Below are 12,436 nucleotides of genomic sequence, written 5' to 3'. Positions count from 1 at the left end.
AGGAAGGTCGTTTAACCGACTCGCTGCATAATCAGGAGAAGTAATAAATGCGTAATTTTGATTTATCCCCTCTATACCGTTCCGCTATTGGTTTTGATCGCCTGTTTAATTTGATTGAATCTGGTCAAAATCAGGGTGGCGGCTACCCTCCTTATAATGTTGAACTGGTAGATGAAAATCACTATCGCATCGCGATAGCGGTCGCCGGTTTTGCTGAGTCTGAGCTGGATATTACTGCTCAAGATAATATGTTGCTGGTCAAGGGCGCGCATAAAGATGCAGCCGCAGAGCGTACCTATTTATATCAGGGTATCGCTGAGCGTAATTTCGAGCGCAAATTCCAGTTAGCAGAACATATTCAAATTAAATCCGCCAATTTGGCGAATGGTCTGCTGTATATCGATCTCGAACGCGTGGTCCCCGAGTCCTCAAAACCGCGTCGGATAGACATTCGCTAATTTCTAACGAATTTTAAATTTTCCACCTTGCTCGCCGTCAGGGAGCAGCAGCGTCACGCCGATGAATAACGTGGCGCTTGATGAATAAACATTATCTCGCTTCACAGAAGGAGTTTTAAATATGCGTAACTACGATCTTTCCCCATTACTGCGTCAGTGGATTGGCTTCGACAAACTCGCCAGCTCCATGCAGGGCGCTGAACAAGGCTTCCCGCCATATAACATTGAGAAATCAGACGATAACCATTATCGCATCTCACTGGCGCTGGCCGGTTTCCAGCAGAGCGAACTGAATATTGAAGTCGAAGGCCCGCGCTTGACCGTCAGCGGCACCCCGGCTGAGGCGGATAAAAAAGTGGAATATCTGCATCAGGGGCTGGTGATTAAGCCTTTCAGCCTGAGCTTCACGCTGGCCGAACATATGCACGTATCGGCGGCCGAGTTCGTCAACGGCCTGCTGCATATCAGTCTGGTGCGCGATGTTCCGCAGGCGCTGCAACCGCAGAAAATCGCCATCGGCACTGAGAAGCCTGCGTTAGAGAATCAATCGGCTGAATAACAGCCAAAAGCAGCAGAAATGAAAAAGGAGGACATCACGTCCTCCTTTTTTATGTGCGTTTTCCAGCAGTTAGCGAATCAGCCCTTCGGCGTGTGCTCGCTCGACTTCTTCCGCCAGAATCTTCACCCCGCGTTCGATCTGCTCGGCGTCCGGCACGTAGTTCATGCGCATACACTGGTGAGTGTGCGGCCACGGGTGCTCAAGGCCGGGGAAGAAGAAATGCCCCGGCACCATCAGCACGCCGCGCTGTTTTAGGCGCTGATAGAGCGTTTCAGTGCTGATCGGCAAATCTTTGAACCACAGCCAGAGGAAAATCGCCCCTTCGGGTTTATGAATTAAGCAGCGATCTTCCGGCAAATAGCGGCGTAAAGTGGCAATGGTTTCCTGCACGCGCTGATAGTAAAACGGTTTAATGACTTCCTCGGAGAGGCGCAGCAGATCGCCGCGAGCAATCATTTCATTGGCGATGGCTGGCCCTACGCTGCCCGGCGCGAGGCTGATAATGCCGTTCATGTTGCTAATTGCCGTAATGATTTTCTCATCCGCGATGACAATACCGCAGCGCGAACCCGGCAGGCCGAGCTTGGACAGACTCATGCACAGAATGATGTTCGGATTCCACAGCGGCGTGGCTTCGCTAAAGATAATGCTCGGGAAAGGCACCCCATAGGCGTTGTCGATCAGCAATGGCACGTCGTGCTGCTGGGCGAGAGCGTCGAGGCGCTGTAATTCCTGATCGGTTATCACATTGCCGGTCGGATTGGTCGGGCGTGAAACGCAGATCAAGCCAACTTCTTCATTGATGTTCAGATGGTCGAAATCAACGTGATACTTAAACTGCCCTTCGGGCAGCAGCTCAATGTTTGGTTTGGCGGAGATAAACAGGCTCTCGTCCAATCCGGCGTCGGCATAGCCCAGATACTCTGGGGCCAGCGGGAACAGCACTTTGGACATTGAACCGTCTGCGCGACGACCGGCGAACAGATTGAATAAATAGAAAAACGCGCTCTGGCTGCCATTGGTTAACGCAATGTTTTTTGCATCTAACTCCCAGCCCAGCTCTTTCTTCAATAGCGCCGCCAGCGAGTGGCGCAGCACGTCTTTACCCTGCGGGCCGTCATAGTTGCACAAGGCCTCTGTCAGCTTGCCTTCGCTTAACATCTCGGTAAACAGCGTCTGGAAATAGTCCTGCATTTCAGGTATTTGCGCAGGATTCCCCCCGCCGAGCATCACAGCGCCCGGCGTGCGCAGACCTTCGTTCATATCACCCATCAGGCGGCTAATGCCTGTGGAACGGGTAAATTTATCGCCGAAAACAGAAAACGTCATAGTCAAACTTTGTGTTATCAGAATGTGATGACCACCTTAACGCTTGCTTTAAAACAGTGCAATCAGGTGCAGGTTTTTGCATGAATTCCTCTCCCCGCGCAAGGCGAAGGGAGAGGTGAAGTGGCGCGGTTTTTACAGCAGAAAAGGCGGAAGAAAATTACTTATTTAGAACCTGCGGGTTGACGCAATTCTCTTTCACATCGCCGGTCAGGGCGGCAATCAGGTTGTCCACCGCGCAGGCGGCCATGCCGTAGCGGGTTTCATGAGTGGCAGAGCCAATGTGTGGCAGCGCGACAACGTTCGGCAGGCTAAGCAGTGGAGAATCTTTCGGTAGCGGCTCAGTTTCGAACACGTCCATACCTGCGGCGTGAATGGTGCCGTCCTTGAGCGCGGCGATCAGCGCCTTTTCATCAATGACCGGGCCGCGACCGGCGCTGATCAGAATCGCGCTGGATTTCATCTTCGCCAGCTGCTCTTTGCCGATGGTGTGGAAGGTCTGGTCAGTCAGCGGCAGCAGCACGCAGACGAAATCAGATTTAGCCAGCAGTTCGTCCAGCTCGCACTTTTTCGCGCCAAAACGCTCTTCCGCCGCTTTATGCTGGCTGCGGGCGTTGTACAGCACCGGCATGTCGAAGCCGAAGTGGGCGCGCTGGGCCAGCGCCATGCCGATGCGGCCCATGCCGATAATGCCGATAGTTTTGTGGTGCACGTCAACGCCAAACCAGTCTGCGCCGATGTTGCTGGTCCATTCGCCCGCTTTGACGCGCTCGGCAACGTTGACCACGCGGCGCGCGGTGGAGAGCACCAGCGCCATCACGGTGTCGGCCACGGTGTCGGTCAGCACGGTCGGGGTGTGCATCAGCGGGATTTCGCGGCGAGTCAGCTCGTCCACGTCGAAATTGTCGTAACCCACGGAAATGGTGGATACGCCGCGCAAGCGCGGAGCGTGGTCCAGCAGCTCCTTGTTTACCGCGCCGCCCGAGCCAATCAGCCCTTCAGCCTGTTGCAGGGCATCGAACACCTTGGCGCGGTTTCCTTCATTAATTCCGTCGAATTCGACAATTGAAAAATGCTCTTCCAGACGTTGATGCAGGTCGGCAGGTAGTTTTTTGTATAAAACGATAGACGGCTTCATTACGGACTCCAGAAACGAATGAATGTACCCAACTTATTGAAATGGCTGGGATAGCGATTTAAAGGTAATGTCTAAACATAGCACAGGCTTAGGCCGACTGCGGCTTGGCGGCATCGCGTTCCGGCTTCACCATCAGGGTCAGTATCACGGACACCAGCAGGGAGACGGCCATGAAAATGAAAGAGGCCGCCGGACTGCCGGTGTTGCCGTTGAGGTAGCCGACGAACCAGGAGCCGAAGAAAGAGCCGAGCGCGCCGAGGCTGTTAATTAAGGCCATCGCGCCACCCGCAACGTTTTTCGGCAGCATCTCAGGGATGATGGCGAAGAACGGGCCATAAGGCGCATACATCGCGGCGGCGGCGACCACCAGCAGCGAGTAGGAGATCCAGAAATTATTCGGCCCAATCGCCCACGACGCGAAGAACGCCAGCGCGCCAATCAGCAACAGCGGCCAGACGAAAATTTTGCGGTTTTGCATTTTATCCGACGCCCATGACACCAGGATCATGGCGATGGTCGCCGCCAGGTAAGGCACCGAGGAGAGCCAGCCGGCTTCCACCATGCCCATCTGCATGCCACTGCGCAAAATCGACGGCAGCCACAGCACGAAGCCGTAAACCCCGATACTCCACGCAAAATATTGCATGCAGAGTAAAATCACATTGCGCGACTTAAAGGCTTCCGCGTAGTTATGCACGGCCTTGATGTCCTCCTGCTCCTTGGCCAACTGCGCGGCCAGCGCCTGTTTTTCGTCCTGCGACAGCCAGCTCACTTGCTCCGGTTTGTCCTTCACCAGGAACCACCAGCAGAAGGCCCAGATCACCGCCGGAATGCCCTCGAAGATGAACATTTCGCGCCAGCCGAAGGCGTGGATCAGATAGCCGGAGAGCACTGACATCCACAGCACGGTGACCGGATTACCCAAAATCAGGAAGGTGTTGGCCCGCGAACGTTCGGATTTGGTGAACCAGTTACTGATATACACCAGCATGGCGGGCATCACGGCGGCTTCTACCACGCCGAGGGCGAAACGGATCACCGCCAGCATCGGAATGTTGTTGACCACGCCGGTCAGCGAGGCAAAACCGCCCCACAGCAGCAGGCACCAGAAGATCAGTTTTTTGACGCTACGCCGTTCGGCGTAAATCGTGCCGGGGATTTGGAAGAAGAAATAACCGAGGAAAAACAGTGCGCCGAGCAGGGAAGACATGCCTTTGGTGATGCCAAGGTCGTCATTGATGCCCGCGGCCGAGGCAAAGCTGAAGTTCGAGCGATCTACATAGGCCAGACTGTAGGTAATAAAAACGATGGGCATGATATACCACCATCGTCTGATGGCAATTTTGGCTTCGTTCATGACTTTTATCCTCAGTTTCGCGACTGATTAGTATTATTTGATGTTATATAGGGTGCTAACTAAGTGTAGCAAACAGGGTATTTTAGGCTTGGCCCAGTTGCTCGCGGGTCGGCAATCCTTCGCTATCGCCCACCGCCTGCACCGCCAGGCTGCCAATCTTATTGCCGCGCTTCACGGCTTGCTCAAGGCTTAATCCTTCCAGCAGGGCGCTAATCAGCCCAACCGCGAAACCGTCGCCAGCGCCGACGGTATCCACCACGTTTTCCACTTTGCAGGCCGCAACGTCTGCCTGCTCGCCGCCGGCGCTTTTAAACCACGCGCCGTCCGCGCCGGTTTTGATGATCACGGCTTTCACGCCTTGCTCGAGGTAGAAGTCGGCGATGCCCTCTGGCGTTTGTTGACCAGTCAGCAGCTGGCCTTCACCAAGGCCGGGCAGAACCCAGTCTGCGGCAAAGGCTAAGGCATTAATTTCTTTGCGCATTGTCTCCTCGCTGCTCCACAGTATTGGGCGCAGATTGGGGTCAAACGAGATAGTTTTGCCTGCTTTACGCATCTCGCTGGCGGCGAATTTCGACAGTGCCAGAGAGGTATCCGACAGCGCAGCGGCGACGCCGGACAGGTGCAAATGTCGCGCAGCGCCGAAGTAGTCCGGATTGAAGTCTGCGACCGACAGATGGCTGGCCGCCGAGCCTTTGCGGAAATACTCGACGCGCGGATCTTTACCGCCCAGCTCTTTGGATTTGAGCTGGAAGCCGGTCGGAAAACGCTTATCCACCGTCACCTGCCCGGCGTTAATCTGCTCTTTTTCCAGCTGTTTAAGCACAAAGCGGCCAAATACGTCATCACCCACGCGGCTGGCCCAGCCGACCTTCAGCCCGAGGCGCGACAGGCCGATCGCCACGTTCAACTCCGCCCCCGCCACCTGACGAGTAAACTGGCTGACGTCCTCTAAAGGACCGGTTTCACAAGCGACAAACATCGCCATAGCTTCGCCGACGGTGACCACATCCAGCGCGTCGGGTTGCGACAGTTTCGACATCTTATTGCTCCTTGGCTTAGTCGCGGAGTAAATCCACATAGTGGCGCGTCACGGCGGTCAGATCTTCGCCCACCAGTGGGAATTCGATGCCGCGCGGCGCGTCCTGCGGTAGCTTCGCCAGCAGAGGTTTCCAGCTGCCATCGCTGTCGTCGAGGGCCACGGCGTGCCACTTGTCACCGCGTTTTTCGGCGGCTTTGACGTGGACATAGCCCACATGGCTTGCCAGACGATCGGCGGCGGCCATCGGGTCTTGCCCGACCCACAGCCAGTTAGCCATGTCGAACGTCATCGCCAGAGGTAAATGGCGGGACTCGGCGGCAAACATAAACGAGTTCATCAATGACAAAATGCCGCAATCCGACGTCTGGTCATTTTCCACCACCAGTTTCACCGGACTGGCGTCCAGCGTGACTTTCAGCGGCGTCAGGTCTGCGCCCACGTTGAAATGGCCCAGTGCCAATTTCAAGCTGCGCGCGCCTAGCGTTTCGGCTTCTTTTAAAAAGGTCGGCAGCGACGGGTTCACTCTTCCACCCTCGACAAACAGGGATTCCGGTACCGAATAAACCGTAAATAAATTTTTCTGGCGGATCTTTTCGGCCAATTCGGACAGTGAATTAAAGTCGGCGTCATCAAACAGTTCGCGACGAATTTCTACGCCATCGGCACCGGCGTCGGCAACCACCGATAGCAGCTCCGCCTGGCCGCCCAGCGCCTTCACGTCGTCGTTCCCATAGGCCGCCATCACTACCACAATGTCTCTTTTCATCTTGATGATCCTTGTTAGAAATGGCCCAGTCACGTGGGTCAACGTTCAATTTTAGACGGTTAAACGCAGTGCCGTTTTTTGTTAAGCACTTGCTGTACCTTTTTAACGCCTTTTCCACAGTAATTGGGACCGGTACCATTCGAAAGCCGTAAGGCTGAAAAGTATGATCCCGCTCACGAAGTAAAAACTGGATTTCACGGCAATAGGGTATATGCTCAACACTATATGTGGACTCATTGTGCCCACAAATAACCGGAGGCGTTATGGAAACCAGTATCAAAGCCCGCGTGTCAGAGGAGCTTAAGCGCGAAGCGGCCGAGGTTCTGCATGATTGTGGGCTGAACGTGAGCACGGCAATCAGGCTGTTTCTCGAACAAGTGGTTAAGTCAGGAGGGCTGCCATTTGAAGTCAGGAGATATCCGTCTGAGAGTATGAAGACGGCATTGAAAGAAACGGCGGAAATCGAGAGTCATAAAGAGAAATAGCCTACCGCGCGGGGTGGGTAAGCTATTCGGCTAATCAATTCATTCCTAATGTCGAACCACGCACAATCAGTTCTCCGGCGAAGGCTTGCTCGCGGATGGGGTCTTGGCTGCCCTGAATGCGGGTGACCAACTGCTCTAGCGCCGCGACGCCCATGTCATAGGTGGGTTGCTTCAGGGTGGTGATGCCCACGCCAGCCAGCTCGGCCCATTCCAGTTCGTCGAAGCCCAACAGGCCAATGTCCTGACCCCACACCAGCTCCATCCGGCGCATGGCGCGGGCGACCAGCAGCGTCATGGCGCCGTTGGCGGCCAGCACGGCTTTGCATTTGTGCGGGTGGCGGGAGACGAAATCGTGCAACAAAGCTTCCAGACCGGCGGTGTCGCTAAGCTCCACTTCGCCCTGTTCGGCAATGCGGTCCGGCTCGCGCTGCATGCGTTTGAGAAAGGTGTGTAGACGGTCAAGACGAGTGTTGACCGTCATCGGCTCGCTGAGGAACAAAATAGCCTCGAAGCCTTGCTCTAGCAGATGTTCGGTGACTTCGCTGGTGGCCTGAGCATTGTTTAGGCCTATGACGTCGCAGGAGAAGTTCTCCACTTTGCGGTCAATCAGTACCATCGGCAGTTGGGCCTGTTGCAGCGTCGAAATCGCCGCTTCGCGCATACCCACCGCGTTAACCACCATGCCATCGACCCGATAGCTGCTGAGCAGCTGAAGATAGTGCTTTTCTTGATCGAGCTGATTGTTGGTATTACACACCAGCAACGTCAGGCCCTGCTGGCGGCAGGCGGCTTCGACGCCGCGCATCACTTCGACAGAATAGGGGTTGGTGATATCCGCCAGAATCAGGCCGATTAAGCGCGTTTGCCCACTTTTCAGGCTGCGCGCCATCTGGCTTGGCTGATAATCCAATAAGGTAATGGCCCGCTCAATCCTTTCTTTCAGATCGTCGGAAAGCAGATTCTTTTCGCCATTCAGATAGCGTGAAACGCTGGTTTTACCGGTTTTAGCCGCACTGGCAACATCACGTATCGTGGGGCGGACGGCGTTGCCCGGCTCCTTTTTTCTGCTCACAACCTTATCCTCAAAATGCATAACCACAGGAGACTAGCATAAAAAACGGGGCCATTAGGCCCCGTAATTACCAAATCGACGCGACTTACTGCAACGGACTGAGGGTGATTTCTACGCGACGGTTCTGCGCTTTGCCCTGTTCGGTGCTGTTGCTGGCGATTGGGTTATCCGGGCCTGCGCCCTGAGTGCGCACGCGGCTACCAGCCACGCCTTGGGTGATCAACGCGCTGCCCACGCCGTCAGCACGCTGCTGGGACAGTTTCATGTTCAGCGCGCGAGTGCCGGTGCTGTCGGTGTAGCCGACGACGTTAACGGCAGTTTTCGGATATTCTTTAAGTACCATCGCCACGCCGGTCAGGGTGTTGGCACCGGCCGGTTTCAGGGTGCTGCTGTTGGAGTCAAAAGTGACGTTATTTGGCATGTTCAGCACGATGTTGTCGCCCTGACGGGTCACGCTAACGCCGGTACCGCGCATTTTGTCACGCAGTTTGGATTCCTGCACATCCATGTAATAACCCGCGCCGCCGCCCAGTGCTGCGCCTGCCGCCGCACCGATCAGGGCGCCTTTGCCGCGGTCATGTTTAGATGATGAAAGCATCCCTACGCCCGCGCCCAGTGCGGCCCCAAGACCCGCGCCGATGCCTGATTTTCCTGCTTCAGATTCGCCGGTGTACGGGTTGGTGGTACAGGCTGACAGGCCCATAGTGACGCAAAGTGCGCCCGCGACCACAAGAAGTCTTCTGTTCATCTTAATTTCCTTTAGGGATGTTTTATTTCAAGCCGAATCGTTTTGATTATGACGCCGCAATTCGTCATAAGTTGCACATAAAAAGGTGTCAAAACATAAAGAAATGAAACCGGCTGTCATAGGGATTTCGGCGTTCTGGCGCTCTTTATGCGGAATTTTGCTGCGTTAAGCAGTAGGAGAATTCTGGTTCTCTTTTTTTGTCACTTCTGCGGATTTTTACGGAACTTTTTAAAACTTACTACGGCGCTAAAGGCTTTTGCCAGCGCAGTACCCAAGTGGGGAGAGAAGTACCGGGATGAGTTGTTTCATTGACCACCAAAAAACCCTCTTTGCGATAAAACGCCACCGCGCGGTGATTTTGTTGGTAAACCTCTAACAGCAGCAGTGGGAAATTAGCCTTGGCTTGCTGCATCAACTGTTGAGCAACACCTTGACCATAAAGGCTTTCCTTGATGAACAGCGCGCCAATAAACTGCTTGTTAAGCACGCTGATAAAGCCCTCAATCTCTCCCGCCGCGTCGCAAGAAACCCAGGTTATTGCTTTAGGTAAGAACTCTTCGCGCACCATCGCGGCACTCTCGAACCAGTACGACTCCTCGATAAAGGGGTGGGCGGCGAGGGTGCTTTTCAGCCATAGCAGCATAATGGCTTGCGTGTCGTCGAGCGCGGCGAGGCGGATCATGCCGGGCGGTTTTTAGGGTGGCAGAAGCAGTAAGATTGATGATCGTTCACCAGCCCGGCAGCTTGCATAAAGGCATAGCAAATTGTTGAGCCGATAAACTTAAAGCCCTTCTTCTTCAAAGCCTTGGACATGCTGTCGGACACCGCGGTTTTGGCCGGAATGCCTTCTGGGCCGAGGGGGTTATTGATGACCGGTTGGTTATCGACAAACTGCCAGATGAACGCGGAGAACTCTTCGCCGCCGGCTTGCATTGCTAAATACGCCTGCGCATTGGAGATGATGGCTTTGATTTTACCGCGATGGCGAATGATGCCCGCGTCTAGGACCAGCGTTTCCACATCTTCATCAGTCATTTTTGCGATGCGAACCGGGTCGAATTGGTGAAAACAGCGGCGATAATTATCACGTTTACGCAACACGGTTATCCAGGAAAGACCGGCCTGCTGGCCCTCAAGACACAGCATTTCGAACAGTTCGCGGCCATCTTTCACCGGAACGCCCCATTCTTTGTCGTGATACTCCAGATAAATGGGCTCTTTTGATACCCAACTACAACGTGTCATTACGTTAATCCTTATCGTCATGGCGGTGGCCCATAGTCCTACTAATGGGGCGAGTCTGCAACTTCATGAGACTACTCTGCAACTTCCCGCTTTTGCGTTCTCTTCCTTGACTCCCCGGCATTCTGAACCATAGTCAAAACCACAAATTACGCAATCCTTACATATTGATTGAATTCGACCTCTCGTTAATGATGGAAAATATGATGAGCAAACCTCTGATGGATAAGAAGAAAAAACCTCTTTCGCGCCTGAGCCTATGCGCGCTGGCTACCGCCATTTTGTTAGGTACTAGCGCCTCTGCCCATGCTTATGACCAGCTCTACGTCTTCGGCGACAGCCTGAGTGACACCGGCAACATCGGCCGCTGGACCTTCGACAGCAACACCCATCAGCTGTATGACGAAATTTTGGCTGGCAATATCGGCACCACCTTAAGCCCTTCTTCCAAAGGCGGGTTGAACTATGCCGAAGGCGGCGGCGTGGCCGTGCCGGGGCTGGATTCGGACTACACCACGCAGGATCAGGTAAAAAGCTATTTGGCATCGACCGGCGGGAAAGCTGACCCGAATGGCCTGTATATCCACTGGATTGGCGGTAATGACCTGGCAGCTGCGGCGCTAAACCCCCTCAAAGCCTTGGATATTGCAACCAACAGCGCAACTCAGGCCGCGTCGCAGGTCAATGATTTGCTGAAAGCCGGAGCAGGAACCGTGGTGGTGCCGACGGTGCCAAACATCGGCCTGACGCCGGTATTAATGGAAGGCATTATTCAGGTCGGTATGCTGCCAGTGCAGCAAAAAGCGCTGGAGGCGGCCTATAAGTACCTCAATGCGCAAAATACGCCGAGCACCGATGCTCGTACTCAGGCGATTCACGACGCCTTAAAAGCCTCGACCACCGCAGGATTAGACTTAGAGATCGTGCAGGACTTGGTGTCGAAGGGGATGATTGCCGCCTACGACGCGCTGCGAGGCGTGGCGGAGGGACTGACTGAAACCTACAACACCACCGAAGATATCGCGCTGGCCCAGACCGGCGGCAACATCGCGCGCGTGGACATCAACGGCCTGTTCAACGAAGTGATCGCCAACCCGGCGATGTACGGCTTCGCTAACACAGCGGGCACCGCCTGTCCGGTCGGCACCTCGGCGTCAGAATGTACCTCGAACCTGCCGGGCTTCGACAGCAGCAAAAACTTCCTGTTTGCCGACCACTTCCACCCAACGCCGCAGGCCCACGCGCTGATCGCGCAGTATATGCAGTCGGTGATCAACGGCCCGCTGGAAGTTACTGCCCTGAACCAAGGTTCACTGGCCTTAGCGCGTAATACCCAAGGGCTGCTCGACAGCCGCTACCAGCAGCTGCGCACGCAGGATAACAAAGCCGGTACCTTCGGCATGTTCGGCGGTTATGCCGGGCAGCACTTTGATAATAAAGCGAATTCGTCCTTGAGTAATGGCGATACCACTACCAACTCCGGCAATATCGGGCTGGATTATCAGCTGACCGACAACTGGATGATGGGCCTGATGATCTCCGGCTCCAGCGACAAGCAGTACCCGACCGACAACTACAGCTATCGCACGCGTGGCTGGATGGCGACGGCCTTCACCGGAGTGAAAATCGCCGAAAACGGCTGGATAAACGGCGATTTCCACTATGGCTCGCTGAACTATGACGACATCAAGCGCAGCATCACCCTCGGCCCGGCGACCCGCACCGAGCAGGGCGATACCGACGGTAAAAACATCGGCGGGCGCGTGACCGCCGGTTGGGATATCCCCGTCCTGCCGGTGCTGACTACCGGCCCGGTGGCGCAATACAGCTGGGATTACAGCAGCGTTAACGGCTACGCCGAGAAGGACAACACCAGCACCTCGATGCGCTTTGGCGACCAGACCTCCCACTCGCAGATTGGTGCGCTGGGCTGGCGTCTGAACGCACAGCTGGGCATCGTCAACCCGTATGCGCAGGTCACCTATGACCGTCAGTTCGGTGATAACAACTACACCGCCACCGGCGCGATTAAATCGACCCGCACGCGCTTTAGCCGCACCACGGAAGATCAGGATAAAGACTGGGTGGATATGACCCTCGGCGCCAACGTCCAGATAACCGACAGCGTCGCGGCCTTCGCCGCCGTTTCCCAGACCACTGGACTGGATTCAGGCGAACAGACCTCTTACAACGCGGGTATCAGTGCAAGGTTCTAAAAGAATCTTTAAAGGTGCTTTTAAAAGCAC

At 55.0% G+C, this 12,436-nt stretch carries 13 protein-coding genes; 4 read left to right on the top strand and 9 right to left on the bottom strand.

The features are described 5' to 3' along the window. Positions 1-47 precede the first annotated feature (47 nt). Together ibpA and ibpB are read left to right on the top strand one after the other, a co-directional pair. Positions 48-458, top strand: coding sequence for a small heat shock chaperone IbpA (gene ibpA / locus V2154_RS21265; protein WP_140475544.1), 411 nt, complete (start codon positions 48-50; stop codon positions 456-458). A 121-nt stretch (positions 459-579) separates the two neighbouring features. Then, positions 580-1,017 (top strand): small heat shock chaperone IbpB, encoded by a 438-nt coding sequence (ibpB, locus tag V2154_RS21260; RefSeq protein WP_353503760.1) that lies wholly within the window; start codon positions 580-582, stop codon positions 1,015-1,017. 69 nt (positions 1,018-1,086) lie between these two features. Here ibpB and V2154_RS21255 read toward each other — a convergent pair whose 3' ends face one another. The 5 genes from V2154_RS21255 to V2154_RS21235 form a co-directional block, all read right to left on the bottom strand. Further along, on the bottom strand, positions 1,087-2,346 hold the full coding sequence (locus V2154_RS21255) for a valine--pyruvate transaminase (RefSeq protein WP_353503759.1): 1,260 nt from the start codon (positions 2,344-2,346) through the stop codon (positions 1,087-1,089). Positions 2,347-2,503: 157 nt separating this feature from the next. Further along, positions 2,504-3,481 carry a glyoxylate/hydroxypyruvate reductase GhrB gene (ghrB, locus tag V2154_RS21250; RefSeq protein WP_100936533.1) on the bottom strand — a complete coding sequence of 326 codons (978 nt, stop codon included), beginning with the start codon at positions 3,479-3,481 and terminating at the stop codon, positions 2,504-2,506. A gap of 88 nt (positions 3,482-3,569) precedes the next feature. Then, positions 3,570-4,838: an MFS transporter gene (locus V2154_RS21245; protein ID WP_353503758.1), complete on the bottom strand. Its 1,269-nt coding sequence runs from the start codon at positions 4,836-4,838 to the stop codon at positions 3,570-3,572. Between the two features lie 82 nt (positions 4,839-4,920). Then, on the bottom strand, positions 4,921-5,877 hold the full coding sequence (locus V2154_RS21240) for a sugar kinase (protein WP_353503757.1): 957 nt from the start codon (positions 5,875-5,877) through the stop codon (positions 4,921-4,923). A 16-nt stretch (positions 5,878-5,893) separates the two neighbouring features. Then, positions 5,894-6,643: a sugar phosphate isomerase/epimerase family protein gene (locus tag V2154_RS21235; protein ID WP_353503756.1), complete on the bottom strand. Its 750-nt coding sequence runs from the start codon at positions 6,641-6,643 to the stop codon at positions 5,894-5,896. Positions 6,644-6,906: 263 nt separating this feature from the next. On the opposite strand from V2154_RS21235, the gene V2154_RS21230 reads away from it, so the two are divergent. Continuing rightward, a complete protein-coding gene (locus V2154_RS21230) occupies positions 6,907-7,128 on the top strand; it encodes a type II toxin-antitoxin system RelB/DinJ family antitoxin (RefSeq protein ID WP_353503755.1) in 222 nt (73 codons plus the stop codon). Positions 7,129-7,162: 34 nt separating this feature from the next. On the opposite strand, the gene V2154_RS21225 is transcribed toward V2154_RS21230, so the two are convergent. From V2154_RS21225 to V2154_RS21210, 4 genes are all read right to left on the bottom strand, one after another. Continuing rightward, entirely contained in the window at positions 7,163-8,200 is a 1,038-nt protein-coding gene (locus V2154_RS21225; RefSeq protein WP_353503754.1) for a LacI family DNA-binding transcriptional regulator, read from the bottom strand. 85 nt (positions 8,201-8,285) lie between these two features. Next, the gene (locus V2154_RS21220) at positions 8,286-8,948 is read right to left on the bottom strand and encodes an OmpA family lipoprotein (RefSeq protein ID WP_353503753.1); all 663 of its coding nucleotides are present in this window, start codon (positions 8,946-8,948) and stop codon (positions 8,286-8,288) included. Positions 8,949-9,186: 238 nt separating this feature from the next. Next, positions 9,187-9,630: an N-acetyltransferase gene (locus V2154_RS21215; RefSeq protein ID WP_353503752.1), complete on the bottom strand. Its 444-nt coding sequence runs from the start codon at positions 9,628-9,630 to the stop codon at positions 9,187-9,189. Next, positions 9,627-10,193, bottom strand: a complete 567-nt coding sequence (locus tag V2154_RS21210; protein ID WP_353503751.1) for a DNA-3-methyladenine glycosylase I — start codon at positions 10,191-10,193, stop codon at positions 9,627-9,629. The genes V2154_RS21215 and V2154_RS21210 overlap by 4 nt, the downstream gene beginning before the upstream one ends. A gap of 203 nt (positions 10,194-10,396) precedes the next feature. Here V2154_RS21210 and V2154_RS21205 point away from each other — a divergent pair, with 203 nt between their 5' ends. Next, positions 10,397-12,406 carry an autotransporter outer membrane beta-barrel domain-containing protein gene (locus tag V2154_RS21205; protein WP_353504048.1) on the top strand — a complete coding sequence of 670 codons (2,010 nt, stop codon included), beginning with the start codon at positions 10,397-10,399 and terminating at the stop codon, positions 12,404-12,406. The last annotated feature ends 30 nt before the right edge of the window (positions 12,407-12,436 follow it).

Source organism: Ewingella sp. CoE-038-23, assembly GCF_040419245.1.
Lineage (GTDB): Bacteria > Pseudomonadota > Gammaproteobacteria > Enterobacterales > Enterobacteriaceae > Ewingella > Ewingella allii.
This window is presented reverse-complemented; position numbering and strand designations above follow the sequence as displayed.

Coding starts and splice junctions, on each gene's coding strand:
- ibpB (WP_353503760.1), top strand. CDS start 580: ATGCGTAACTACGATCTTTCCCCATTACTGCGTCAGTGGATTGGCTTC.
- V2154_RS21240 (WP_353503757.1), bottom strand. CDS start 5,877: ATGTCGAAACTGTCGCAACCCGACGCGCTGGATGTGGTCACCGTCGGC.
- V2154_RS21210 (WP_353503751.1), bottom strand. CDS start 10,193: ATGACACGTTGTAGTTGGGTATCAAAAGAGCCCATTTATCTGGAGTAT.
- V2154_RS21255 (WP_353503759.1), bottom strand. CDS start 2,346: ATGACGTTTTCTGTTTTCGGCGATAAATTTACCCGTTCCACAGGCATT.
- V2154_RS21230 (WP_353503755.1), top strand. CDS start 6,907: ATGGAAACCAGTATCAAAGCCCGCGTGTCAGAGGAGCTTAAGCGCGAA.
- ghrB (WP_100936533.1), bottom strand. CDS start 3,481: ATGAAGCCGTCTATCGTTTTATACAAAAAACTACCTGCCGACCTGCAT.
- V2154_RS21215 (WP_353503752.1), bottom strand. CDS start 9,630: ATGATCCGCCTCGCCGCGCTCGACGACACGCAAGCCATTATGCTGCTA.
- V2154_RS21235 (WP_353503756.1), bottom strand. CDS start 6,643: ATGAAAAGAGACATTGTGGTAGTGATGGCGGCCTATGGGAACGACGAC.
- V2154_RS21220 (WP_353503753.1), bottom strand. CDS start 8,948: ATGAACAGAAGACTTCTTGTGGTCGCGGGCGCACTTTGCGTCACTATG.
- V2154_RS21245 (WP_353503758.1), bottom strand. CDS start 4,838: ATGAACGAAGCCAAAATTGCCATCAGACGATGGTGGTATATCATGCCC.
- V2154_RS21205 (WP_353504048.1), top strand. CDS start 10,397: ATGAGCAAACCTCTGATGGATAAGAAGAAAAAACCTCTTTCGCGCCTG.
- ibpA (WP_140475544.1), top strand. CDS start 48: ATGCGTAATTTTGATTTATCCCCTCTATACCGTTCCGCTATTGGTTTT.